Below are 24,308 nucleotides of genomic sequence, written 5' to 3'. Positions count from 1 at the left end.
GCTTATGACATTATTGGGTCGTCCACGTGAGAAGTTACTTGAGATCGCGTTTGATGATTTAGAGAAGGCGACAGGCAAACAAGCGCTCGATGCTAAACTAATCGGCGACATCTTGCATATTGCTCACACGGTGATTCGTGAGATGGGGCTCGATGGCGACGTCACGGCGCGAGAGCTGTATCAAGCGCTACGCGTACATGAAGATATTTTGAGCAAGGATACGGCGTACGTCGGGCTGGTAATTGGCGGGGAAGTAGTATCATTTCACCCAGATGATCTTGCCCTGGACACGGCAGAGTCTAGACGGTTCGAAGCGCGCAGCCTCGATGGATTTCGTCGGAGCCTAGCGGAGCAAATAGTGATCAGATACAGAGAATGGGCGGCGCATCCGGAGCTACTCGCACCAATAACCAAATATATACAAATGGAAAAGGAGACAAAACAATGAGATATCAGATATGCGTGTCGGGCGCAGCAAGCGGCGAGACGGTGCACGCATCGCATCAGTTGGCGTTTGAGCTTGGTAAGGCTATTTCAAAAAGCGGCAAAACACTTACTACGGGTGCGACTGTAGGCCTGCCGCACTACGCAGCCATGGGCGCCGTGAGCGTAACGGGCAAGCGTGGCATCTCGATTGGCTTCTCGCCGGCCAGCTCTTTCAGGGAGCATGTGGCGACATATCGCCTGCCGACGAAAGAGTTCGACTATATCAATTTCACAGGCATGGAATATGTAGGACGCGATGTTCATCTGGTGCGCAGTAGCGACGCGATTATCACGGTTGGTGGTCGCATGGGGAGTCTACATGAGCTGGCGACCGCGCTCGAAAGCCGCAAAGTCTGCGGCGTACTGTTGGGCAGCGGCGGTCTAGCCGACTATACGAAGACGCTGCTCGAAAATATCGAAGCACCAGGTGCCAAAGACATCATTTATGATACCGATCCGCAGCGACTTGTCGACACGATCATCACACGACTCGACGAGAAGTATGCCGATTTCGAACACGACGCCAATGATAGCCATGTCAGCGCCAAGCGTGCTGGCCAGGGCTAGCCGCTACTTTTTCTCTAGTGCTATACTGGATATATGAGTCAAAAATTTCGCTTGGAAACTAAGTATCAGCCAACCGGCGATCAGCCGACAGCTATTGCGCAGCTGGTAGCGGGGCTTGATCAGGGTGAGCGCGAGCAGACACTACTGGGCGTTACTGGTTCTGGTAAGACGTTCACGATGGCAAACATCATTCAAGATCGCCAGGTGCCGACGCTCGTGTTGGCGCACAACAAGACACTTGCTGCGCAGCTGTTTAGTGAATTTAAAACTTTCTTTCCGGACAATGAAGTACATTATTTTGTCAGCTACTTCGACTACTATCAGCCAGAGGCCTACATCGCCAGTAGTGACACTTATATCGAGAAAGATTCGGCGATCAATGAAGAGATCGACCGGTTGCGTCACGCTGCTACTTCTGCACTTCTCACGCGTCGCGATGTGATCATCGTAGCCAGCGTGAGCTGCATATATGGTATTGGAAGTCCGGATGCATATGCCGAGATGTCGATCCATGTGGCGCGTGGTGAGCGACGACAGCAGGATAAGTTTATTCGCCTCCTGACAGATATCCAATACAAACGCAACGATGTTGATTTTCATCGTGGAACATTTCGAGTAAAAGGAGATGTGGTTGATGTTTTCCCGGCAAATGGCGAGACAGCATATCGCATCGAGTTTTTCGGTGACGAGGTAGACCGTCTGACGCAGCTCGATCCGCTGACAGGTGAGATACTGAGTGAGCCGAGTAAGGTCGATATCTTCCCAAGTAGTCACTATGTAACGCCAAAAGATAGACTGGCGCATGCTATTGAAGGTATTAAACATGAATTCAATGAGCGCATGGAATGGTTCGAATCGCACGACAAACTGCTTGAGGCGCAGCGTCTCGCGCAGCGTACTAAGTATGATATTGAGATGCTTGAAGAAACCGGGTTTGTCAAAGGAATCGAGAATTACAGCCGATACCTGAGCGACCGCGAGCCAGGTGAGCAGCCAGCCACGCTGATCGATTATTTCCCAGATGATTGGCTGCTACTTGTCGACGAAAGCCACCAGAGCTTACCGCAGGTGCGAGGTATGTATAACGGAGATCGTGCGCGTAAAGAGGTGCTAGTGGAGCATGGCTTTCGCTTGCCAAGCGCGCTCGACAATCGACCGCTGCGATTCGAAGAATTTGACAAACATATCAATCAAGCGATCTATGTGTCGGCAACGCCGGGTGACTACGAGCTCGCACATAGCCCTGAGCCTGCTCAGCAAGTGATCCGCCCAACCGGGCTGCTCGATCCGCCAATTACTATCAAACCGACGAAAGGTCAGGTAGATGATCTCATCGCCGAAATTCGCGATCGTATCGAGAAGGGACAGCGTGTACTTGTAACGACACTGACAAAGCGCATGGCAGAAGATCTGAGTGCGTACCTTCTCGAACTGAATATTAAGACGGCCTATATTCATAGTGAAGTCGATACACTAGAGCGCGGTGATATTTTGCGTGATCTGCGTATGGGCGTCTACGATGTATTAGTAGGTATTAATCTCCTCAGAGAGGGTCTGGACTTGCCAGAAGTAAGCCTGGTGGCAATTATGGATGCAGACAAAGAGGGCTTCTTGCGCAGTGAAAGCGCACTCATCCAAACGATTGGTCGTGCGGCGCGCCATGTCGACGGCAGCGTAGTGATGTATGGTGACAAAGTAACGCGCTCTATGCAGGCAGCAATCGACGAGACGGATCGTCGTCGTGAAATTCAGGAGGCGTACAACCGCGAGCACGGTATTACACCGCGTGGCGTCGACAAAGCTATTGACGAAGGACTGCGCGCCATCATCCCGCAAAAAGAAGATAAGTCGCCGAAACTCGATCTGAAGAAAATACCAAAAGATGAGTATGCAAATCTGGAGAAAGAGCTATCGGCACAAATGAATCTTGCCAGCGCAAATCTTGAGTTCGAAAAAGCCGCCGAGCTGCGTGATATCATAGCCGAAATTCGCGCTAAGCAGTAGCGTTTTGTGCTACACTGGTGCATAGATTATGCAACCGCAACAACCATACCCCGCACCACAGTCGCCTATGCAGCCGGCTGCCCCCAAAAAACCACGCGAACTTCGTGATTATTTGATCTGGGGCATGGTAGCCTGTGGTGTGCTTTTGGTACTGTGTCTCGGTGCGTGGATTACAATTGAATTAATGGGTAAGACGAGTTCGGATACGGGCAAAACCCAAAAAGGTGTCGCAGCTGTGCTGGAACCTGAGTCGAGCGTTCCATATACTCGCACAATTACTTCAACACTTGGTGTCAAAATTCCGTATAACGCACGAGAGCTTGAAGGGTTTGGATTTGCTGAAGACGTGACATACTCCGATACTGATCTTTCGGAGGCGCGTCCATATACTGTCATGCGAGTGCGTCCTGTTGAGACAAGTGAAGCGACACGGAGCGAAGTAACACTTGCATCGCCGGAGCTGCGCATCACATCGAGTCCGGCCAAAGGCTACTGGGAATTGCTGGCCACCAAAAAAGAATACAAAGACTTGTCGAAGATCGACATGCTGGTGAAAGAAACGGTCAGCGCTCACACGCAGGACAAGATGGTCGAAGCATCGGACACAGAAGTGAAGAACATTAACGATATTGACTACCGAAAAGTCACGTTTACGACGACAAATGAACGCTATGGCGTGAAAACTGTTTCGCGCGAAGATTGCTATATGACAGTTCAGCACGATCGTCCATATGTAGCTTGCATCAGCGGTATTCGCTCGTCTAACTTTGCAGTGACGCCACAGCTTGAGACAGTTCTAGAAGGAGTGACGTACGATGGCCTTGATAGTAAGGCGCTGGTATCTGATGCTACCGGCGCTACTGATGCTTCGATGCTGGATGCAAAAGCCGCTGAGCAAGCCGCAGACAATTCATCGAGTCAGATGAACGAGGGTTCCAATAAGTCTTCGAAATCTAGCTACGAGATTCCGGCGTATTTGGCTAGTACATCTGGCTTCACTATGCTTGCTGGCGCTTCACCAGCTACGGTACGCGTAGGTACACTATATTGTGCCGATATCAAACTGTCGCTGCCAGAAGGTGGTGATGGGCCTACACTCACAGGTGCATGCGTCGACAAAGCCGGCTCTGGATTTTTCATCTCTCGCGATGGATATCTGGCGACATCTGGTAGCTCTGTACAGGTGAAGCCGCAAGAGGCAATTTCGGCATATATTACTAATGCCCCAGATTCTGAGCAGGCGCTTGATCGCTTGCAGCGTATTCTAGATTACCTAGTGGAATCCCGTAGTATTATGCAAACCGATGCCGACGCGCTTGTAGCTGGAGTGCAGGAGCGTGACCAAGATATCATTGCTAAGATCAACGCGTTGAGTACACTCATAGCGCCAGAAGATATCTCTGTAACCAAGGAACAGTATTCGTATGCTGTCCAATTGGCAGACAAACCGATAGTAGTCAACCAAAATGGCGACGGCTCGGGTTCGTTCGCCTATACCGATACAGTTATTGAGGCGGCACTCGAGGCAAAAAATTATTCAACAGATATCACTCAGGCACAAATTTATGATGGGGGAGTTGTTAAATCGGATACTGCGCTACTCAAAATGAAGAAGAGTGCCACATATCCAACGCTTACCCTGCAAGATGATGGGATTGCCGATAAAGCGACCGTGGGGCTTGTCGGATTGCCGATGTATGCCTATGGTTCACTGGCTTCTGCACAGTTCCGTGCGACGCCGATGTATCGAGCGAATGCAGTGACGCAGACCTTTAGCGGCGGTGAAGGTCAGAAAACTCGCGCAATAGCTACATCATCGCATGCCGGCTTAGTAGGTGGACCAGCTGTAGGCATAGATGGAGACGTTGTTGGCGTGGCGACATATGGTAATCTGAACTGCCCGGATCGTAAATGCTTTGCGGGTACTGTCGTGCGTGACACGACCGGTATCACGTCACTCGTGAAACAGCGAAATATCACGCTTCAGACAAAAAGTGCTTCCATGACAGCATGGAGAGAAGGCTTGTCGCAGCTGACGCGTGGCAATTACCAGGCGGCAACCAAGCTGTTTGCTCAGGCAAATTCGCTCTATCCGCAGAACTACTTGGCAGCCAAATACGCCGATTACAGTAAGTCTCAGTATGGCACGGCGACAGACACATCCACCATGAACACGGTGGTTGGAGTCTTGCAGATGATGAGTGTGATCGCGGCTGGCATATTGGTGCTGCTCGGGCTAGTCTATATAGCGCTCAAATTCATCATTCGTCCGCATACCGAGACACAGTATGGTCAGATGGCGGGTGGGCAGTATATCGATCCGAACCAATGGCGACAGCAGGTGCCTGTGCAGCCACAAACAATTGCTCCGCAGTCTACTATGCCGCAGCCGACCAATTGGCAGCCTCCGGCACAACCGCAGCCGTATGGGCAACAGCCATCTGTGCAAAATCCAGTTTCAAGTCCGGTAAACGGCGCTCAGCCTTACGCTCAGCCCCAGACGCAGCCGCCTACTGAGAATGCTCCTGGACAGACATGGCCACTCCAGCCTCCAACTCAGCAATAGAGACTGTTTCATCTCACTCGGCAGTGCGCTACAATAGACTGTATGACAAGTATCTCCACAGACGATGTGCGGGCTCTCGCACAGCTTAGTAGCTTGCGTCTTAATGACGAGGAAGCCGATAAACTTACAACTGATCTCGAGCGTATACTCGAGTATTTCACGCTCCTTGGTGAGCTTGATACCGATGGCGTGGAACCTACATATTATGGCATGGACCTCGAAAACGTATCGCGGGACGATATGATCGTGCAGGGCGAAGTGACGCGCGAGAAACTGATTGGATTGTCCGAGGGCGGTCAGCTGGCGCAGCAGTTTAAGGTACCAAAGGTATTGTAGCTATGAAGATTTCAGATACTCTCACTCAGATTGCGGATACTTCTGCTGTCATGGCTGTCGAAGCAGCGCTTGCGCGCGCCGAGGCAGACACGCATAACGTTTTCATCAATCTTGCGGGCGAACGTGCTCTCGAACGCGCTCGAGCAGTAGACGCAGGTGATATCACTGGTCGCTTGGCCGGAGTGCCGTTTGTCGCTAAAGACAACTTTTTGAGCTACGGCGCGCCTACTACAGCAGCGAGTAAATTCCTAGAGCATTTCGAAGCACCGCTCCAGGCTACAGCGATTGAGAAGCTTGAAGCAGAAGGTGCAATCTGTATCGGTAAAGTGAATCTTGACGCATTTGCCCACGGCGGTAGTACGGAGAACTCTGCGTTTGGTATGACAAAAAATGCTGTTGACGATGCGCGCGTCGCTGGTGGCTCAAGCGGCGGATCGGCAGTAGCTGTGGCGCTTGATATTGTGCCGTTTGCACTTGGCACTGATACGGGTGGCTCGATTCGTCAACCTGCAAGTTTCAATGGTGTTGTCGGTATTAAGCCGACCTACGGTGCGGTAAGTCGCTACGGTGTCGTGGCGATGGCGAGCGGCACAGACACGGTCGGCGTACTGACAAAGTCGGTCGAGGACACGGAGACGCTGATGAGTATATTGGCTGGTCGTGATGCTCGAGATATGACGACATTGCCCGACTATTTCGCGCCACAGGTAGCCCCAAGCGGCAAAAAGCTTGGTGTTATCAAAGAGTTTATGGCTGAAGGCGTGGACGCCGCGGTGCGCGCATGTGTAGAGGCGGCAATTGAGCGTTACAAGCAGCAAGGTTACGAGATCGAAAAAGTGAGCCTGCCCATGCTCAAATACGCACTAGCGATCTATTATATTGTGGTGCCAGCTGAGATTAGTAGTAATCTGGCACGTTATGATGGTGTACGCTACGGTACCCGTGCGGGCAAAGAGGGAAACTTGAATGACGTGTATGAGCTGAGCCGTCAGGCTGGTTTTATGCCAGAAAACAAGCGTCGTATTATCATCGGGAGCTATGTACTTTCGAGCGGGTTCTTCGATGCGTATTACCAAAAGGCGCAAAAGGCACGTACACTGCTCATACGAGAGTTTAACGAGTTGTTTGAAACGTACGATGCACTGATAGGTCCGGTTGCACCAAATCCGGCGTTTAAAATTGGCGAAAACACCGATGATCCGCTCAAAATGTATCTTGAAGATGTTATGACAGTACCTGCAAGCCTAGCGGGTCTCCCGGCAGTGAGCGTGCCGATTGGCCGAACCGACGAAAATCTACCTGTAGGTTTGCAGGTAATTGGTAAACGTAAAGCCGATGCATCGGTACTGGCTATTGCACGCGATGGACAGGAGATTACGCATGGATAGTAACGTTGGATTACTTGCGTTTTTTGCGGCTATTTTGATCGTAGCGGGCCTGGTGCTTGTGATTATCACCTATACGCGTGGCGGTAACAAACTCAACCAAGAGAAATATCGTAGTAAGTGGTTGAGCGTCGAACGCTCGCTCGCAAAGGATCAACCAAGTAGCTATCATCTTTCGGTACTGAACGGAGACAAGTTGCTGGATCATGCGCTCAAAGAAGCGGGGTACAAGGGGCAGACTATGGGTGAACGACTGAAGGGTGTGACTCCCAAGCTGACTAATCGCAATGCTGTCTGGTCGGCGCACAAGCTGCGCAACCAGATCGCACACGAACCAGATGTGCAAGTGAGTTACGACACTGCTCGCCGAGCTCTGGCCAGTTTTAAACAAGCACTCAAAGACGTAGGAGCAATCTAATATGGCGACTCAAGCAATCCTCGACAAATATGATATGACAATTGGCATTGAATGCCATGTTCAGCTAGCAACTCAAACGAAACTTTTTAGTACAGCTGACAATGATGCCCGCGATGCCGAGCCAAACAGTAAAGTGGTGCCCTTAGATTACGGGCTGCCGGGCATGTTGCCAGTGCTCAACTGGGAGGCGGTGAAGCTGGCGGTGAAAGCAGGTAAGGCACTGGGGAGTGAGATTGCACTGCGTAGTCACTTTGATCGCAAACATTATTTCTACCCAGATCTTCCAAAAGGCTATCAGACGACTCAGATGTATGAGCCGATTATCGGTCCAGGTCTAGTCAAAGCTCCGCTCGAAGATGGTAGCGCTGTGGATGTGCGTATCCATCATGCCCATATGGAAGAAGATGCGGGTAAGCTGACGCATTTCGACGGCTATAGCCTAGTGGATCTCAATCGTGCAGGTACACCGCTGATCGAAATTGTGTCTGAACCGGACATCCACTCGTCAGCTGGCGCGCGTGCGTATGCCACCGAGTTATATCGTCTTATGACCTACGCGGGCGTGACACACGGCGATCTGTACCACGGCAATATGCGGTTTGACGTCAATATATCTGTCGCACCAAAAGGCGCCGCTGAGCTTGGCAAACGTGCCGAGGTCAAAAACCTCAATTCGTTTCGTAGCGTCGAGCGCGCCGCCGAATACGAGTTTAATCGTCAGGTCGACTTGCTGGAGCGCGGTGAGAAAGTCGTACAAGAGACACGCGGTTGGGACGATGACAAGCAGCTAACTGTAAGTCAGCGCAGCAAAGAAGATGCACAAGACTACCGCTATATGCCCGATCCTGACATACCCCCGATTGTGCTCACGGCAGAAGAGGTTGCCGAGATTCAGGCTGGTATGCCGAAGCTTCCAAGTGACTACCGTGCCAACTGGCAGAGTCTGCAGCTCGACAATTCCGTCATGACAACTATTCTTGCGCATGCACCCATTGCCGAGACAATCGACGCAATTCATGAGAGCTTTGAGCCAGGTATCACCAAGCGTGTTGTTAATTGGTTTTCCTCTGCTTCTGCTGATGATATCGATGTGGCCAAGGTACAGTCTGGGCTTGTTGGGCCCAATAGACTGTCTGAACTATCACAAATGGTAGCGGATAATAAACTCAGCTCAACGGGTGCTAAGGAGATCTTCCTTTATTTGTTCGATGACGAGTCAAAAGGCAAGATGCCAGAAGATATCGCTCGTGAGCGAAATCTGCTACAGGTCAGTGATACCGGCGCAATTGCTACAGTAGTAGAAGAAGTGTTGGCCGATCCAGCGAGTGCCAAAGCGCTGGCAGATGTTCGTGCAGGCAACGACAAGGCAATTGGCTACCTGGTAGGCCAGGTGATGAAAAAGTCTAAAGGCCAGGCGAATCCAGGTCTCGCTCAGCAGCTCATCCGCGAACGACTCTAGCAAGGTGCTGGCTAGGGTTTGTAGGCTTGCTATAATGGTATAAGTATACAAACTAACAGATTATACGACGGAGGGATAGTTTGAAGAAGCCGACCAAAGCGATTATATGTGCAGCCGGACTTGGCACGAGGTTTTTGCCTCAGACGAAGGCGATGCCAAAGGAAATGTTACCGATTATTGATCGACCAGTGATCCAGCTGATTGTCGAGGAAGCGGTGGCAGCTGGCGTGACAGAAATTATCATGGTGACGGGTAGTACCAAGCGTGCAATCGAAGATCATTTTGATCGTAGCGATGAGCTCGAAGCAGAGCTGCGTGAGAAGGGTAAGGACGACAAGGCGGATGAGATCAAGGCTGTGGCCGAACTGGCCAACTTCGTCTATGTCCGCCAAAAAGGCACACCAAAAGGCAATGCTCGTCCTGTGCTCAACGCCCAGCATCTGATCGATGACGACGAGCCGTTCTTTGTCTTCTTTGCTGACGATTTCTTCCGCAGCGAAGTGCCCCGGGCCAAGCAACTACTTGACGCCTACGAAGCGACTGGCAAATCAGTCATCTCGCTCATCGAAGTCGATAAAGCAGATGCAGACAAATACGGCATGGCAGCGATCAAAGACGAAGCAGCGGGCGGCGCGTATCAGGTAACAGAGTTGATCGAGAAACCGGGTGCCGACAACACGCCAAGTAATCTCGCATCGGTGGGAGGCTATTTGCTCACACCCGATATATTGCCTATCATTGCTGACGAAAAGCCCGACAAAAACGGCGAAATTACTCTGGCCGACAGCATCAACGAACTTGCGCAGCAAGACGCAGTGTATGGTCGTATTATCGATGGCATTTGGCATGATACGGGAAATCAGCTCAAATACATCAAAGCAGTCGTAGACCTGGCACTCGAACGCGACGATTTCGGTCCTGAGCTTGCCGAGTATTTGCGTGAACGGCTCAAGTAGCGCATAATTGAAACATAAGACAGAAAGGACAGTATGGACGGAGCAGCTGGCGCACTGGTAATCATTCTCGCAATCACACTCGCTGTGTTTTTGGTACTCGCCGTAGTGCTCATGGTACTTCTCATACGCGTGACTCAGCAGATCAAACGTGTTACCGAAAGTGCTGAACGTACAGCAAATCAGGTCGAGAAGACTGTCAGTAATGTGTCGCGCTTCTCCAGTCCTCTGTCTGCTGTAGGAATACTCAGTAAAGCAGTCAAGAAAAAGTCTAAGAAGTAAGGAGCAGATTATGTCAAAAGGAAGTAAACTCGCAATCGGCGCAGTCATCGGTGCAGTTTCAGGTATCGTCGCAGGCATGCTGACCGCACCTAAGAGTGGCAAGGAAACACGCGAAGATATCAAGCGTAAGGCTGTGGAACTTAAAGACCAAGCATTTGATACGGCAGACGACGTGCGCGCTAACGCCGAAACCAAGGCTCGTGAGCTCGAGGCAAAGGCCCGCGAGATTCGTGAGACCGCGGAGCAGAAAGCGCGTGAACTCCAGAATGAAGTCAAGAAGGTCAACAAAGAGAAGTAGACACCACTTCTGCGTCATAAACTACAACAGCCCTGGTGATTGCCGGGGCTGTTGCTATGGTACAATAGAATCACATGGGAGCGGTAGAAGAGAGCACAAAAACCTCTGTTAAGGGCGTACTGAAGCCCAGTGATTACGTGCATCTGCACAATCACACACATCACAGCTTGCTCGATGGCCTGACGAAAATTCCAGCACTTGTAGATCGTGTGAAAGATCTCGGCATGGAAGCCGTGGCTATCACCGACCACGGCACTATGAGCGGCTGTATCGATTTCTACAAAACAGCCACGGCTGGTGGTGTCAAGCCAATTCTCGGTATGGAAGCCTACGTGGCGGCTCGCTCACGACATGATCGCGATCCACAGAAAGACAAGGCGCGGTATCACCTCATCATCCTGGCGATGAACAACACGGGCTATCAAAACCTCATGAAACTTTCTAGTCAGGCAAATCTGGAAGGTATGTATTATAAGCCTAGGATCGATCACGAGCTGCTGGAGCGGTATAACGAAGGATTGATCGTGTTGAGTGCTTGTGCCAGTGGTGAGCTGGGCGAGCAGCTCCGAGTGGACAATTATGAAGAAGCTAAGAAGATTGCCAGCTGGTATAAATCTGTTTTCGGTGACCGTTATTATCTGGAACTGCAAGATCACGGCCATCCGGAATGTCCTGCCAAATGGGATGTGCAAGTCGGTATCAACAAGCATTTGGAGCGCCTCAGTGAGGAGCTTGATATTCCATGTGTAGTCACTAGTGACGGACACTACCTAGACCACAGTGACTCAGAAGCGCATGAGATACTACTCTGCGTCGGCACAGGCGCCTACCTGAGCGACGAAAAACGTATGAGTCTGAAAGATTTCGAGCTACACGTGACGGATCCGGCCGAGATTATCGAGCGTTGGCAGCGTACTAATCCAGAGGCGGTGGCCAATACAAAGCGTATTGCCGATCGCTGTCATGTTGAGATTGAGCTTGGTAAAATCCTGATTCCGAAGTTTCCGACCCCGGGTGGCATCGGCGAAAAGGAGTACCTCGACCAGCTTGTCTATCGCGGTATGGCTGTTCGCTATGGCAACAAAACAGTCGATGAAGCCCTGGCCATGAAGAATGCGGATATCCGCGCTATACTGTCGCCGGAGCAAATCGAACGACTTGATATGGAGTTCGGTGTGCTCGACAAAATGGGCTACAATGGTTACTTCCTTATCGTCCAAGACTTTATCAACTGGGGCAAAGACCAAGGGATTATTTTTGGGCCAGGGCGTGGTTCGGCGGCTGGCTCTATCATTGCCTATGCCCTTAATATCACCGATCTCGACCCGCTCAAATACGACCTGCTGTTTGAACGCTTCCTCAACCCCGACCGTGTCTCTATGCCCGATATCGATATCGACATCCAGGATACCCGTCGCGGCGAGGTGATCGAATACTGTGCTCAGAAATACGGCCATGACCGAGTGACCAACATTGGGACGTTCGGCACCATGGCGGCTCGCGCGGCCGTGCGTGATGTAGCACGTGTACTGCAGGTACCATATGGCGAAAGTGATCGCCTGGCCAAGCTCATTCCGCCGCCAGAACAAGGGAGGCATATTCCCTTGGCAAAAAGTGTCGTAGACGATGTCGATCTAAAGAAAGAATACGAAACAAATCCTACGGCCAAGCAAGTGTTCGACTTCGCGATCCGTCTGGAGGGTACGATGCGTTCACACGGTGTACATGCGGCGGGAGTAGTGATCGCGCCAGAGGCGGTAGTGAACTATGTTCCGCTTGAGATGGCACAAAAAGGCGTGGTGGCGACGCAGTTCCCAATGGGGCCAGTCGAGGAACTTGGGCTTCTCAAGATGGACTTCCTCGGTCTATCTAACCTCACAATTATTAACAATGCCCTCCGTATCATCCGTAAAGTCTACAAAACCGAAATTGATCTGGCTCATTTACCGCTCGACGACGCCAAGACATATGAACTGTTTCAGCGTGGCGACACCACCGGGGTGTTCCAGCTTGAGTCTGCCGGCATGAAGCGCTATTTGCGTGGTCTCAAGCCGACAGCGTTTGAAGACATTATCGCCATGGTTGCGCTATATCGCCCGGGGCCGATGCAGTTTATCGACAGTTTTATCCGCCGCAAACATGGCCAAGAAGAGATTACCTATTTGCATCCTGGCATGGAGAGCTCACTTAAAAACACCTACGGTATCCTAGTTTACCAAGAGCAATTCATGCAGATCAGTAAGGAATGGTGCGGATTTACCGGGGGGCAGGCTGATACACTTCGCAAGGCTGTGGGTAAGAAAAAGATTGATCTGATGCGCAAAGTGAAAGTTGAATTCGTCGACGGTGCGATCAAGCACGGCGGGGCGACTAAGGAAGTAGCTGAGACATTCTGGGCTCAGCTTGAAGAGTTTGCCAACTACTGTTTCAACAAATCACACGCTGCCTGCTATGGCCTCATCTCGTACTGGACAGCATATCTCAAGGCGCACTATCCAGACGCATTCATGGCGGCTCTCATGACGAGCGATCAAGACGACACTGATCGCTTGGCGATTGAAATTACAGAGTGTAAGCACATGGGAATTTCGGTGCTTAACCCAGATGTCAACGAGTCGTTCGTAGAGTTTGCCGTGGTGCCAGATAAGCAACAGATCCGTTTCGGTATGGCGGCAGTGAAAGGCGTAGGTGTGGCAGCCGTGGAAGAGGTGATCCGTGCCCGTGAAGCTGGTGGGAAATTCCAAAGTATCGAAGATTTCGCGCGGCGCGTTAGTACGAGCAAATTTAATCGCAAAGCCTGGGAGTCGCTCATCAAAGCTGGTGGATTTGATGCCTTCGGTGATCGTTCCTACTTGCTCTACAATCTCGACACAATCACTGCATTTGCTAGTAAGCTACAGAAAGAAGCGGCGAGCGGTCAGACTGACCTATTTGGCCTCATGGGCGATGCGGGCGCCGAAGTGCAGCCGACCATGAATCTCATGACTGCACCCGCCAAACACACCGACAAAGAGCGTCTGATGTGGGAGCGTGAACTGCTTGGCCTGTATATCTCCAGCCATCCGCTTGATGCTTATGCGACATATCTAGAAGAGCAGACGCAGCCGCTAACAATGCTGGTGCCGGAGTATGATAGCCGCGCCATGACCGTGGGCGGTATTGTGAGTACCGTCCGTACTATTGTGACCAAAAGTGGTACTAAGATGGCGTTCGTGGGCCTAGAAGATAAGTTTGGTGAGGGTGAAATTATAGTGTTTCCGAACCTGTTTGAACAGGTCGGTGCCAAGTTGGAACAAGATGCCGTCGTGCGTATTAGCGGCAAAAACTCGGCGCGTGATCGTGACGGCAATTTGGGGAGCGAAAGTAAACTCATCGCCGACGAAGTAGAAGTGATCTCCGACAAAGACCTTCGCGAATATCAGTCGACTGGTCGCAAGCTTGATGGGCCAAAAGTAAGTGGTACGGTGAAAAAAGAGCGGCGTATGGCGTACAAGAATGGTGGAGTCTTACCACCCAAGCCGAGCAAAGATGACGCCAAAAAGGCCGAGGCCGCACCGGCAGTTGTTGCTGCGCCACCCGTCGCGCTTCCTACGCAAAAACTCTACATCAACATCAAAAACCCCGACGATCACGATGCGCTCATGGCACTCAAAACTCTCTGCAAAGATCATCCGGGTACGGCCGAGGTAGTGCTGGTGCTGGGCGACGCCAAGAAGTCAGCTATTCGGCTGCCGTTCAAAGTAGATGAACACGGTGCACTGATGGGTAAGCTTGTCAAAGCACTCGGCGAAGATGCTGTCGTACTCAAGTAATTGACATTATATACCAACTGTGGTGTTATAAATATATATATGAAACGTGAACACAGTGTGTCTCCTGTAGAGGCACAACGTAGTTACTCTAAGACGCTCACTGCATTGCTCGAACAGTACCCACAGCGTGTCGTTAGTTCGATTGGCCAGGCTTTTGTAACTCATATTCTCGATGAAGCACACTACGAGTATGGTGGAGAAAATTACGAATACCGTCGTTCGTATCATAATGATGGGCATCTATGGGAGATGATCGAATCGTCACCAGGCGTGGCCGATATGCTGAAACTGGACAGCCATAGCTACGAGCTACTACTAGTAGCTATATCACTCCACGACAAATTTCAAGATGAGCAAGGGGCTGGCGAAAACGAACAAAAAAGTGCGCTCTACGCGATGCGTGAAGCTGAAGCGCGAGGGTATACCGAGACTGATTGCTTACGCATCTATCATGCAATTATGGCGACAGTAGTAGAGCCAAATGAATACCGCTACATTGTTCAGCAAAAGAGTATTTCTGCAGAAGTGCCACCGGATTCACTCACACTTGCGCTTTGTGTCCTTGATATCCAGCAGATCGGCATGCATGGCACCGAGAGGATGCTGGAGCATTTGTCTGAGCTTGCGCGTGAAGATGCGCTGGAAAAGAAGGGTATTGCCAATTGGATTACCGACCCACTGGGAGTGCGCGGCAAGCTAGAAATGCAGCAAGGTTTCTTAGCGGCACAATATAACATGCTCGTCGAGCAGGCACAGTATCATTTGGGTGATGGTGCGGATGATTTTTTAGCGCAAGCACGTGAGCGCTACTTTGCAAGTGGTACTGATGCATACTCTACTGCACTTTACCTGCGTAAATACGCTGTGATGCTGTCGGAGACGATAGCAGAGAAGGTGGGAGACAGTAGTCAGACGACTGTAGGGGTTGTATGTAGTGCGCTCAAGGCTGAACTAACTAAGCGCAACAATCCGTAAAACGAAAGCAGCCGCCTACAACTCCGAAGAGTCATAGGCGGCGGCCTTTTGGTAGAAACGTCACCCAGATTAGCCGATTAGCCTACGGGGACCGGCTGCTGGCCGAGTGCCTTGATGCGATCCGGCCGAAAGCCCGACCAATGATCGTCGCCGACCACGACGACGGGCGCCTGCAGGTAGCCAAGCGCCATGACGTAGTCACGTGCTTCCTCGTCCTGGCTGATGTCGATCACTTCGTACTCGAGACCTTGCTTGTCGAGCGCCTTGTAGGTTGCGTTGCACTGTACGCAGGCTGGCTTGGTGTAGACGGCGATGCCCATGGTGGACTTCCTCACTGTTAGGTATTCCAAAAGGCCAAGTTTAAACAAACCCTGGCATAAGGAATACGCTCCGACGGGTACTCTGAACTGAACTTACGTTAGGTTTTGTTCAAACTTATCCTTAGTATAGTTAGCTCGTGTGCCTTACGCAATCATATATAGCGCTTATGTGTAGTAGATTCCACCATATATGGTGGAAAACCTAGATTGACAGGTGGTAGAGAGCGATACCTGTCGCGACACTGACATTGAACGACTCTTTGTGACCGTGCATTGGAATCTCGACAAGTGCATCACACTGGTCGCGGTATTCAGGGTAGATGCCGTCGATCTCGTTGCCGAGTAGCAGGGCGACTTTGTCCGGTACTTCGTAGTCTGGCAGCATCACTGAGCGTTCGTCTTGCTCAAGGCCTACGATCGTATATCCATCGGCCTTTAGCTGTTCGATGGGCGGCAATTCGTAGCGTTCAAACGGCACAGTTACCTCGGCGCCTAGCGCTGTCTTATGGATCTGGCGCGTAATCTTGTCGGCGAAATGCGGCAGGCGTGTATCGTCTTCTAGTGTCGGATACGGCGTATAGCCACTAAAAATCAGCTTGCGTACACCAAACCCATCGCAGGTGCGTAGAAACGCTCCGACATTATGTGTGGAGCGGATATTGTGGGCGATGAGTACGATGTCTCTCATAAACTCCCGCCATTATACCACTCATATTTGCTTATGGTTTGGTATACTAGTGGCAATGGACGAGAAAAAAATCCAAGAAACCCGTCGTGAGCACGATGAACTGTCGACCGCCAAGCGCTCGACTATACTCGGATTGCAGTATCTCGACACTCGCGAGATAGAAAACGACCTACCACTTGCTATGGATGTGATCTCTATCAAAGAGATGCACATGAACAAGATGGTGCCACTCGTAAAAGGCGACGATAGTACACAGACGCGTTTTGGAGTGACAAGCGTGACGCCGCAGTCCGTGATCCAAAAACTCGAGACCGAATATACAGAAAATGGGCGCGGTATCCAGTTCCTACTGATCAGTCAGTCTGGCTACAAAGTGCTGATGGATCGCTATGATCCCCCAAAAGAGGTTATCTACGATGACATCGAGATCGCCAAACAAGGTGACAGCGAGACGATTGCGGCAGTCAGTCAAACACTGAATTCTGTCGGTACCGATCTTGTTTTCGATTATCTCATCGACCAGGCAGATAAGCTCGGCGCGTCCGATATTCATGTCGAAAATCAGCGCACATTTATCCGAATTCGTATGCGTATCGACGGTGCCCTGCACTCTGTGGCAAATCTCGAGAAGGACCGTTATCGTGTGCTTATGGCGGCTCTCAGCTCGCGTGCAAATATTTCTACCGCTGCTACGACGCCGCAGTCTGGTCACATGAACAAAGAAGTCACGCGCGACGGTGCAACACATATCCTCAACCTTCGTATCGAGGCTGTTCCAACACTCAATGGGCAAGATGTCGTCATGCGTTTGTTCAATTTTGACACAGCGCAGCTCAATCTGGAGTTTCTCAACATCGCCAGCAAGGAGATGAAAGAAATACAGGAGATCGTGAGCCACCCACGAGGCATGTTGCTCATGGTGGGGCCAACTGGTAGTGGTAAATCTACCACGCTCTACAGCATTCTCAATGCGCTCAATACCGACGATCGTAAGCTCATCACACTCGAGGATCCTGTGGAGAACCAACTACCTGGTATTACGCAGATTCCAATTGATACCACGAGCGGTCAGCACTTTGCCGATGGCCTGCGCTCAGTGCTTCGTCTTGACCCAGATGTCGTGATGGTAGGTGAGATTCGCGACGTCGAGACGGCAAAAACGGCTATCCAGGCGTCGATTACGGGTCACTTAGTGCTGAGCTCGTTTCACGCCAATTCTACTTCTGCGGCGTTTAGCCGTATGATCGACATGATCGGCCAAAACCCTATCTTCAGCTCGGCAGTGCGCCTACTGATTGCACAACGCTTGGTGCGTCGCCTGGTAGATGATACTAAGGAGGAATATGAACCGGATGAGGCCACTCGCAGCTGGGTGAAGAAGACGCTCGAAGGTATTCCTGCGGATACTCCGAACGTACCAAATCTCGATACGTTCAAGCTATGGAAACCCGTGTCGACACCCGATACACCGTTTGGGTTCAAAGGCCGCATACCAGTCATGGAGCAGATGGTGGTCAACGAAGAAATCCAGAAGTTCCTGCGTGGCGACGTAGTAGATGTGCATACTGAAGCCATCGAGAAAGTCGCGCGCGAAAGTGGTATGATCACACTACTCCAGGCAGGTGTGCTTGCGGCACTTCGCGGCGAGACTACGCTGGAAGAAGTCAACCGTGCAATTTAATATGTAACTCTTTTCATCTCGTATGATTTGTGCTATAATCAACCCTTGATTGTATATAGTATATAAGCGCCGAGCAATCGAGAGTTACGGAGCCGCAGGGATGCAACTGTGTGGCCGAACGAAATCGATCGGACGACAAGAGGATTTAATCATATGAGTTTTGCACTTATCAAAAAAGTCAATGACGAACAGAAGAAACATGCTGTCGTCGACGCACGCAGTGGTGACACCGTCCGTGTACATCAGAAGATCAAAGAAGGTAACAAAGAACGTGTCCAGGTGTTCGAAGGTGTCGTCATCCGCACCGACAACAAGGCGTCGCACACGAGCCGTATCACGGTGCGCAAAATCGCCAGTGGTGTAGGTGTTGAAAAGAGCTTCTTGCTGCATAGCCCGCTAGTAGAAAAGGTAGAGATTACTCGCCGTAGCAAGGTTCGCCGTAACTACCTGAGCTTCCTGCGCAACCGTAGCGGTAAAAGCGCACGTCTCAAAGCTGTCAAATTTGACCGTGAAGGCATCAATACGCTGCCGGAGGCACCAAAGGCCGAAGCTCCGGCTGCAGAGGTATCTGAAGAAAAAGCTGACGCCTAAGCTTTTCATCTGTATAAAACGCCCCTGGAAAGGGGCGTTTTTGATATGCTAGTACAATGATACTAGGTATAGACGAAGTCGGTCGCGGACCATGGGCGGGGCCAATGGTGGTAGGTGCGGTCGTGCTCGGTGGCGCGGTGATAGACGGGCTGACAGATAGCAAGAAGCTGACGAAGAAGCGGCGCGAAGCGCTAGATGTCGAGATACGTGAGCAAGCCGCTGGCTACGGGCTAGGTTGGGTGAGCGCGGCAGAGATCGACCAGATTGGACTAGGACCGAGTCTTCGCCTCGCGACCAAGCGCGCCGTGCAGGCGGTGAACGTACCGTTTCACGAAATCATCATCGATGGAGCGATTAATTTGCTTGCCGATACGCCACTTGAGTATCATGTGGCAACTATGCCGAAGGCAGATTTGCTAGTGCCAAGTGTGTCGGCGGCATCGATCATTGCCAAAGTTGCACGCGACAACTACATGACTGATCAAGATACATTCTATCCGGGGTATAAATTTGGCTCGCATGCTGGCTACGGTACGGCGGCACACCGACTGGCCATAGAGCGGCTGGGTGTCACGCCTCTGCACCGGTTGAGTTTTGCGCCGCTGCAGAAATATGCTGGGGTGTCATTCTCTGGCTTGAGCAGAGAATCCAGTCATAATAATTCATCTCAACCGGATCCCCGGGTCGGGTCCGAGGATGACACGACTCGTCATATGGAAACGACCAAAAAAATCGGAGACCGTGCCGAAGATGAAGCGGCAAATCACCTCTTACGTCTCGGTCACGAGATCATCGCGCGCAACTGGAAGACGAAATACTGCGAGATTGACATTGTATCGCAAAAAGGTGGGAGATTGTATTTCACCGAAGTGAAGTTCCGCAAGAATGCTAACCAAGGTGGCGGCCTTGCGGCCATCACTCCCAAGAAGCTGAATCAGATGCGCTATGCGGCTCAGTTCTACGCGCATAGCAACAAGCTACGAGATGTCGATCTTGTCACGTCTGCTATGTCTTTGACTGGTGATCCACCGGCTGTCGAGACATATCTGGAGCGGGTTTAGCGGAGCTTCTCAAATTTATTGTCGGCAAAGCGCAGTAGCGTAGATGGGCGAGTGTCGCTGACTTCACCTCCATCGACGTATATGTCAACCGTATCACCAAAGTAATCTATGGCTTGCTGAACTGTCAGCGCTGGCGGCTGGCCTTCGGGGTTTGCGCTAGGTGCGATGAGTGGTCCGGTATGCTTGAGGAGATAGCGCAGGTCATCGCGGGCCGGGATTCGATAGGCGACTGAGCCGTTTTCTCGTGTGATCCAGTGGGGCGCTTGTACTCCAGGAAGGATGATGCTGTAGGGCCCTGGCCACATCATATCGAGCGCAGGGAGCATCGATTCATGTGGTATGTCGTATAGCTGGGACTGGTCGGCTATCAGTACGATGGGTGATTTGGATTCGTCGCGATGTTTGAGCGTATAGACGCGCGCGACTGCCTGCTCGTCATCTGCCCGACACAGTACCCCATAGAGTGTGTCGGTGCGGACGACAGCTATGCTTCCCACCTGGAGTGTGGCGACAAGGTCATCACTAAACGACATGATGACACGCGGCATTTAGAGGTCCTTGAGGGCAGCAATAACAGCCGGCTGGTCGCGTTCAATGAGCTCGACACGCCCGGTGATTTCACCGATGCCGAGCTGGATAGCACGTGTAAGCGCAGGGATGTTTTGTTTGGGCGCGAAAAACGCAGTGTATTCGTCGAGTTGCTCGCGAGTCATGAGGCCGCCGGCGCTGTAGCGAGGGTAGTCGTCGTAGCTTTTATCGCCGCCAAATGTCTGCTCGATCCAGTCCCAATTGTTTTGTACCCATTGCCATGCTACTGCCCGTGATTCACGGCCACGGATAAGGTAGACAAACCAGCGCGCGACGTCTTGTGGTTTAACGGTGGTTGGATCCTTGATGCGGGCGAGCAGTTCGTCAATTTTCTCTGGAATGCGCGTCGAAGTGATACCGACACAGATGTCTTGCTTGAGCTCGGCTGACTGGCTAGTGCGGTAGCGCTCGAGGAGCGTGTCGACCACGTCTTCATCGCCGTAACGTGCCACAGAGCTGATGATAAGCGGTCGTAGCTCTGGGTCGAGTGCTTCGAGTTTGGTCGATGTGTACAGTTCCTTCGCTGTAGCAATGGCGGCTTCATCTTCGCCGTACAACGTCAGACCGAGAATCGTGCCGCGAAGCTTGGTGTGCTCTTCGCTTTCGCCTGTTTTTGCGTTCCAGCCGAGTTCGGCGTACAGTGGTGCAGCTATGTCTTTTGCAAACGCACGCAGTTTTTGTTCGGCTGCTTCGTCTTCTTGTACAAACTTCTTTAGTTCGCCGAGTGCTAGGGCAATGATATTCCAGACCGGTTCACTCGTCTCTGCCCGGTACGCGTCGATGAGTGGGATGAGTTGTTCGGATGAGAGGATACCACCGCGAGCCAGGAGCGTGGCTTCGTCGAGCAATTGTACTTTTGCAAGCGTATCGAGCTGACCTAATTTTACTGCGTCGATGAGTCGAGTGAAGAGCACATCGTCATAATGCGTGATAAAATGCGCGCTATCGCCGACATTGAGTTGGAGTGGTGCATCGCTCTGATAGTCGAAGCTCGCCGTCTGCTCAGTCATGAGAGCGGGTGCAGCCTCGGTAGAGGCGCCGAGGGGAATGGGCCAGAGCTTGTCACTTTGCTCATGCGCACCGATGAAGAATTGTGACTGCGTGAGTGTGATACTGTCAGCGTTAATGCCAGCTTCGACCACAGGATAGCCAGATTGTGAAGCCCAGATATTCATCATGTCCACTATGTCTTTGCCACTGGCGTCTGCTAGCGCTTGCCAGAGATTGTCGCCCACAGTATTGTCGTAGGCGTAGTCACGGAAATACTGCGCCAAGCCGCGCTGAAACGCCTCGTGACCCACATAGTGCTGTACCATGCGCAGCAATCGTGCACCTTTGGCATACACGATTGACGGGTCGAAGAGCGTGCTAATCTCGTCCGGGTGATTGACATCGACCTGCACGGCCTGCACGCCGTCAAGTGCATCGCGTCGAAGCGCGCTAATTGTCTCGTTGGTGGCAAAATCGAGCCAAATATTCCACTCTGGATGGAGCGCATCGACGGCGATGTATTCCATGAGTGTTGCGAAGCTTTCGTTGAGCCAGAGATCGTTCCACCACTTCATAGTTACAAGATTGCCGAACCACTGGTGTGCCAGCTCGTGAGCGATGACGGTCGCGATGTACTGACGGCTTGAGATGCTAGTAGTAGCTGGATCGGCGAGTAGCGCCATTTCGCGGTAGGTGATCAGTCCCCAGTTTTCCATGGCACCGGAGCTGAAGTCTGGCAGTGCCACATGGTCGGCCTTTGGCAATGGGTACGGGGTACCAAAGTAGTCGTTGTAGAACTCGATGCTCCGTACAGCGATATCGAGCGGAAAATCAAGTGCACTGGCTGGCTGTGCATGGGTAGCCCAGACATTTACTTCTACGCCGTCTTTTGTCTGTGCGGTTTTCTTTTGCATCTCGCCGACGACAAATGCGAGAAGATAGCTACTCATGCGCGGGCTCGTCTCAAACTTTGTCACCAGACCTTCTGGTTCGCTGCGTTGCCAGTCGACTGGCATATTACCAAGTACTTCGACACCTTCTTCTGTGGTGAGAGTGAGATCAAATGTTGCTTTGGCGGCGGGTTCGTCAATACACGGGAACACCTCGCGAGCATGGTGGCTCTCGAACTGCGTGGCAAGTAACTCTTTCTTGATGCCGTCGACTTCAAAATAGCAAGGATACAGACCATGCATGGCATCGGTGATTTTGCCTTCGAACTGCAGGACGATGATATGTGCACCGGGCACCGTATGAGCGAGCCGCAGCTCGTCATTGTCACTGTGCTCATACTCCACAGAATTGCCATCGACAGCTGCGCTGGTTATTGTCAGATCTTTGGTGTGAAGTGGTAAGTAATCGTCGCTTTTTTGGAAACCTTTGATACTGATAGTGCCATGAAATGCGCGGGCTTCTCGCTCGAGTGTGAGCGACAAATCATAGTGTTCGGGTACGAATGAGTCGAGTAGATGAGAAAATGCTTGCATATATCTATTGTACTATGAAGTGAGAACGGGACGAACTTGTTCGTAGTGTCGAACGAAGACGTACTATATCTTGCAATAGACATAGTAGCAAAGTTAAATAGTGAGTATGAGCGCTAACTATAAAGTCCGTCGCCTAGTTGTGCTGCTTGTCATCGCGATTGTGAGTCTATCTGCGTTTGCCTACGACATGGCGCGGCGTGAGTACCAGGCTGCTGCGCCACGACCAGCCACGCCGCCGCCAGCTGCGGGTGTTGACTTAGCGCGTGACGAACTTGAGAAACTACCAGTGAAAGGCCGTGCACCCAAAACAGGCTATGCCCGGACACAGTTTGGGAATGGCTGGGAGCAGCAAGGTGACTGCGATACACGCAACATTATCCTGCGGCGTGACCTGCGTGACGCGCAGGTGAGCGAGACGTGCAAAGTGCTACGTGGCACGCTCAGCGACCCGTATACTGGCAAAGAGATTGAATTTGTACGCGGTGCGGGTACTAGCGATGCTGTGCAGATAGATCACGTAGTGGCACTCAGCAATGCTTGGCAGACTGGAGCCCAGCAGCTGACGCCAGAACGGCGAGTAGCGCTCGCGAACGATCCGCTTGAGTTGATTGCTGTGGATGGTCCGGCGAACCAGCAAAAAAGTGATGGCGATGCCGCGACGTGGCTACCGAGCAACAAGGCGTTTCGCTGCCAATATGTCGCACGGCAAATTGCCGTCAAGCGTGCCTATTCGCTCTGGGTCACGCCTGCTGAGCAGGATGCAATTGCGGGTGTGCTAGATGCGTGTCCGAATCAACCAATGCCAGTCCAGTGAAATGTATGGGGCCTGTGACTGCTCGTGACGCCATGTGGCGTAGCGCTTCGTTGTCGAACCGTATTGTATGCGGTGATTCTTGTGAGCTCGGATAGAGCGTAGCCAAGGTGTCAAAGCAGTTGGTGTCCTGTGTGTGGAGGCTGACGCTGCGCGATTCGTCTAATGTGCGGCCGCAGCCTTGTAGCGCCAGGTGTGCAGCAAAAGCGGCGAGACGGGTGGGGAGTGAAGAAAAAGCGTCCGACTGCGTCTCGTCTATATATAAGTGACTGAGTTCTTGTGCTTTGCGGCTATTGCCCGTGAGCGAGAAGGGCTGTACTAGGTGTCCCATGCCGACGGGCGTGTCGGTTTCATCTACGGCAACAAATAGTTGCTCTGACTCACTACTTCTTTCGATGATATGGGGGATTGCTCGATAAAACGCGTTCGCGCGAAATGCCGGGTAGTGTTGCCGTTGTTGCATGTCGCTATACATATCAAATATAGCGGCACTGTCGTCTCGTGTTGCGAGTCTGGTGTAGATTCGTTCGTGTGTTGTCATATTGCTAGCATA

The 24,308-nt window shown here is 51.6% G+C and carries 22 protein-coding genes; 17 read left to right on the top strand and 5 right to left on the bottom strand.

Annotated features, from left to right (window positions below; genetic code table 11):
• The first annotated feature begins 4 nt into the window (after nt 1–4).
• The 13 genes from GII36_RS03650 to GII36_RS03590 all read left to right on the top strand — a co-directional run bounded on the left by GII36_RS03650 (nt 5) and on the right by GII36_RS03590 (nt 15,541).
• Nucleotides 5–448, top strand: coding sequence for a hypothetical protein (locus tag GII36_RS03650; protein ID WP_260762576.1), 444 nt, complete (start codon nt 5–7; stop codon nt 446–448).
• Nucleotides 445–1,053: an SLOG cluster 4 domain-containing protein gene (locus GII36_RS03645; RefSeq protein WP_260762574.1), complete on the top strand. Its 609-nt coding sequence runs from the start codon at nt 445–447 to the stop codon at nt 1,051–1,053. The genes GII36_RS03650 and GII36_RS03645 overlap by 4 nt, the downstream gene beginning before the upstream one ends.
• Nucleotides 1,054–1,086: 33 nt before the next feature.
• A complete protein-coding gene (gene uvrB, locus GII36_RS03640) occupies nt 1,087–3,057 on the top strand; it encodes an excinuclease ABC subunit UvrB (RefSeq protein WP_260762571.1) in 1,971 nt (656 codons plus the stop codon).
• A gap of 28 nt (nt 3,058–3,085) precedes the next feature.
• Entirely contained in the window at nt 3,086–5,623 is a 2,538-nt protein-coding gene (locus GII36_RS03635; protein ID WP_260762569.1) for a hypothetical protein, read from the top strand.
• Between the two features lie 42 nt (nt 5,624–5,665).
• Nucleotides 5,666–5,959: an Asp-tRNA(Asn)/Glu-tRNA(Gln) amidotransferase subunit GatC gene (gatC, locus tag GII36_RS03630; RefSeq protein ID WP_260762568.1), complete on the top strand. Its 294-nt coding sequence runs from the start codon at nt 5,666–5,668 to the stop codon at nt 5,957–5,959.
• 2 nt (nt 5,960–5,961) lie between these two features.
• A complete protein-coding gene (gene gatA, locus GII36_RS03625) occupies nt 5,962–7,347 on the top strand; it encodes an Asp-tRNA(Asn)/Glu-tRNA(Gln) amidotransferase subunit GatA (RefSeq protein WP_260762565.1) in 1,386 nt (461 codons plus the stop codon).
• Nucleotides 7,340–7,762 carry a hypothetical protein gene (locus tag GII36_RS03620; RefSeq protein WP_260762562.1) on the top strand — a complete coding sequence of 141 codons (423 nt, stop codon included), beginning with the start codon at nt 7,340–7,342 and terminating at the stop codon, nt 7,760–7,762. The genes gatA and GII36_RS03620 overlap by 8 nt, the downstream gene beginning before the upstream one ends.
• Nucleotide 7,763: 1 nt before the next feature.
• On the top strand, nt 7,764–9,221 hold the full coding sequence (gene gatB / locus GII36_RS03615) for an Asp-tRNA(Asn)/Glu-tRNA(Gln) amidotransferase subunit GatB (RefSeq protein WP_260762561.1): 1,458 nt from the start codon (nt 7,764–7,766) through the stop codon (nt 9,219–9,221).
• An 80-nt stretch (nt 9,222–9,301) separates the two neighbouring features.
• A complete protein-coding gene (locus GII36_RS03610) occupies nt 9,302–10,177 on the top strand; it encodes a UTP--glucose-1-phosphate uridylyltransferase (RefSeq protein WP_260762559.1) in 876 nt (291 codons plus the stop codon).
• 33 nt (nt 10,178–10,210) lie between these two features.
• Complete coding sequence (locus tag GII36_RS03605; protein ID WP_260762557.1) at nt 10,211–10,456, top strand: hypothetical protein; 246 nt, start codon at nt 10,211–10,213, stop codon at nt 10,454–10,456.
• Between the two features lie 10 nt (nt 10,457–10,466).
• Nucleotides 10,467–10,754: a YtxH domain-containing protein gene (locus GII36_RS03600; RefSeq protein ID WP_260762555.1), complete on the top strand. Its 288-nt coding sequence runs from the start codon at nt 10,467–10,469 to the stop codon at nt 10,752–10,754.
• Between the two features lie 74 nt (nt 10,755–10,828).
• Entirely contained in the window at nt 10,829–14,566 is a 3,738-nt protein-coding gene (locus tag GII36_RS03595; RefSeq protein WP_260762554.1) for a DNA polymerase III subunit alpha, read from the top strand.
• 39 nt (nt 14,567–14,605) lie between these two features.
• Nucleotides 14,606–15,541 carry a hypothetical protein gene (locus tag GII36_RS03590; RefSeq protein WP_260762551.1) on the top strand — a complete coding sequence of 312 codons (936 nt, stop codon included), beginning with the start codon at nt 14,606–14,608 and terminating at the stop codon, nt 15,539–15,541.
• Nucleotides 15,542–15,618: 77 nt separating this feature from the next.
• Here GII36_RS03590 and nrdH read toward each other — a convergent pair whose 3' ends face one another.
• Nucleotides 15,619–15,861 carry a glutaredoxin-like protein NrdH gene (gene nrdH / locus GII36_RS03585; protein ID WP_260762549.1) on the bottom strand — a complete coding sequence of 81 codons (243 nt, stop codon included), beginning with the start codon at nt 15,859–15,861 and terminating at the stop codon, nt 15,619–15,621.
• A 202-nt stretch (nt 15,862–16,063) separates the two neighbouring features.
• Nucleotides 16,064–16,549 (bottom strand): TrmH family RNA methyltransferase, encoded by a 486-nt coding sequence (locus tag GII36_RS03580; protein ID WP_260762547.1) that lies wholly within the window; start codon nt 16,547–16,549, stop codon nt 16,064–16,066.
• A gap of 55 nt (nt 16,550–16,604) precedes the next feature.
• On the opposite strand from GII36_RS03580, the gene GII36_RS03575 reads away from it, so the two are divergent.
• From GII36_RS03575 to rnhB, 3 genes are all read left to right on the top strand, one after another.
• Nucleotides 16,605–18,230, top strand: a complete 1,626-nt coding sequence (locus tag GII36_RS03575; RefSeq protein WP_260762545.1) for a GspE/PulE family protein — start codon at nt 16,605–16,607, stop codon at nt 18,228–18,230.
• A gap of 153 nt (nt 18,231–18,383) precedes the next feature.
• Entirely contained in the window at nt 18,384–18,821 is a 438-nt protein-coding gene (rplS, locus tag GII36_RS03570) for a 50S ribosomal protein L19 (protein ID WP_313900702.1), read from the top strand.
• Between the two features lie 56 nt (nt 18,822–18,877).
• Nucleotides 18,878–19,882: a ribonuclease HII gene (gene rnhB, locus GII36_RS03565; RefSeq protein WP_260762543.1), complete on the top strand. Its 1,005-nt coding sequence runs from the start codon at nt 18,878–18,880 to the stop codon at nt 19,880–19,882.
• Here rnhB and GII36_RS03560 read toward each other — a convergent pair.
• Nucleotides 19,879–20,430 (bottom strand): L-threonylcarbamoyladenylate synthase, encoded by a 552-nt coding sequence (locus tag GII36_RS03560; protein ID WP_260762541.1) that lies wholly within the window; start codon nt 20,428–20,430, stop codon nt 19,879–19,881. The genes rnhB and GII36_RS03560 overlap by 4 nt on opposite strands.
• The gene (locus tag GII36_RS03555) at nt 20,431–22,944 is read right to left on the bottom strand and encodes a M1 family metallopeptidase (protein ID WP_260762538.1); all 2,514 of its coding nucleotides are present in this window, start codon (nt 22,942–22,944) and stop codon (nt 20,431–20,433) included.
• A gap of 106 nt (nt 22,945–23,050) precedes the next feature.
• Here GII36_RS03555 and GII36_RS03550 point away from each other — a divergent pair, with 106 nt between their 5' ends.
• Nucleotides 23,051–23,758 carry an HNH endonuclease family protein gene (locus GII36_RS03550; protein WP_260762536.1) on the top strand — a complete coding sequence of 236 codons (708 nt, stop codon included), beginning with the start codon at nt 23,051–23,053 and terminating at the stop codon, nt 23,756–23,758.
• Here GII36_RS03550 and GII36_RS03545 read toward each other — a convergent pair.
• Nucleotides 23,685–24,296, bottom strand: a complete 612-nt coding sequence (locus GII36_RS03545) for a hypothetical protein (protein WP_260762535.1) — start codon at nt 24,294–24,296, stop codon at nt 23,685–23,687. The genes GII36_RS03550 and GII36_RS03545 overlap by 74 nt on opposite strands.
• Nucleotides 24,297–24,308: the final 12 nt, after the last annotated feature.

Source organism: Candidatus Mycosynbacter amalyticus (genome assembly GCF_025273655.1).
Taxonomy (GTDB): domain Bacteria; phylum Patescibacteriota; class Saccharimonadia; order Saccharimonadales; family Saccharimonadaceae; genus Mycosynbacter; species Mycosynbacter amalyticus.
The sequence above is the reverse complement of the archived record's forward strand: the minus strand, read 5'-3'. Positions and strand labels throughout refer to the sequence as shown.

What these genes read in the sequence shown, in the direction of transcription:
- GII36_RS03595 (WP_260762554.1), top strand. Translation starts at nt 10,829, where the DNA reads ATGGGAGCGGTAGAAGAGAGCACAAAAACCTCTGTTAAGGGCGTACTG.
- GII36_RS03550 (WP_260762536.1), top strand. Translation starts at nt 23,051, where the DNA reads ATGAGCGCTAACTATAAAGTCCGTCGCCTAGTTGTGCTGCTTGTCATC.
- rnhB (WP_260762543.1), top strand. Translation starts at nt 18,878, where the DNA reads ATGATACTAGGTATAGACGAAGTCGGTCGCGGACCATGGGCGGGGCCA.
- GII36_RS03545 (WP_260762535.1), bottom strand. Translation starts at nt 24,296, where the DNA reads ATGACAACACACGAACGAATCTACACCAGACTCGCAACACGAGACGAC.
- GII36_RS03555 (WP_260762538.1), bottom strand. Translation starts at nt 22,944, where the DNA reads ATGCAAGCATTTTCTCATCTACTCGACTCATTCGTACCCGAACACTAT.
- nrdH (WP_260762549.1), bottom strand. Translation starts at nt 15,861, where the DNA reads ATGGGCATCGCCGTCTACACCAAGCCAGCCTGCGTACAGTGCAACGCA.
- GII36_RS03590 (WP_260762551.1), top strand. Translation starts at nt 14,606, where the DNA reads ATGAAACGTGAACACAGTGTGTCTCCTGTAGAGGCACAACGTAGTTAC.
- GII36_RS03620 (WP_260762562.1), top strand. Translation starts at nt 7,340, where the DNA reads ATGGATAGTAACGTTGGATTACTTGCGTTTTTTGCGGCTATTTTGATC.
- gatA (WP_260762565.1), top strand. Translation starts at nt 5,962, where the DNA reads ATGAAGATTTCAGATACTCTCACTCAGATTGCGGATACTTCTGCTGTC.
- GII36_RS03635 (WP_260762569.1), top strand. Translation starts at nt 3,086, where the DNA reads ATGCAACCGCAACAACCATACCCCGCACCACAGTCGCCTATGCAGCCG.
- GII36_RS03600 (WP_260762555.1), top strand. Translation starts at nt 10,467, where the DNA reads ATGTCAAAAGGAAGTAAACTCGCAATCGGCGCAGTCATCGGTGCAGTT.
- rplS (WP_313900702.1), top strand. Translation starts at nt 18,384, where the DNA reads ATGAGTTTTGCACTTATCAAAAAAGTCAATGACGAACAGAAGAAACAT.
- uvrB (WP_260762571.1), top strand. Translation starts at nt 1,087, where the DNA reads ATGAGTCAAAAATTTCGCTTGGAAACTAAGTATCAGCCAACCGGCGAT.
- GII36_RS03560 (WP_260762541.1), bottom strand. Translation starts at nt 20,430, where the DNA reads ATGCCGCGTGTCATCATGTCGTTTAGTGATGACCTTGTCGCCACACTC.
- gatB (WP_260762561.1), top strand. Translation starts at nt 7,764, where the DNA reads ATGGCGACTCAAGCAATCCTCGACAAATATGATATGACAATTGGCATT.
- GII36_RS03645 (WP_260762574.1), top strand. Translation starts at nt 445, where the DNA reads ATGAGATATCAGATATGCGTGTCGGGCGCAGCAAGCGGCGAGACGGTG.
- gatC (WP_260762568.1), top strand. Translation starts at nt 5,666, where the DNA reads ATGACAAGTATCTCCACAGACGATGTGCGGGCTCTCGCACAGCTTAGT.
- GII36_RS03650 (WP_260762576.1), top strand. Translation starts at nt 5, where the DNA reads ATGACATTATTGGGTCGTCCACGTGAGAAGTTACTTGAGATCGCGTTT.
- GII36_RS03575 (WP_260762545.1), top strand. Translation starts at nt 16,605, where the DNA reads ATGGACGAGAAAAAAATCCAAGAAACCCGTCGTGAGCACGATGAACTG.
- GII36_RS03580 (WP_260762547.1), bottom strand. Translation starts at nt 16,549, where the DNA reads ATGAGAGACATCGTACTCATCGCCCACAATATCCGCTCCACACATAAT.
- GII36_RS03605 (WP_260762557.1), top strand. Translation starts at nt 10,211, where the DNA reads ATGGACGGAGCAGCTGGCGCACTGGTAATCATTCTCGCAATCACACTC.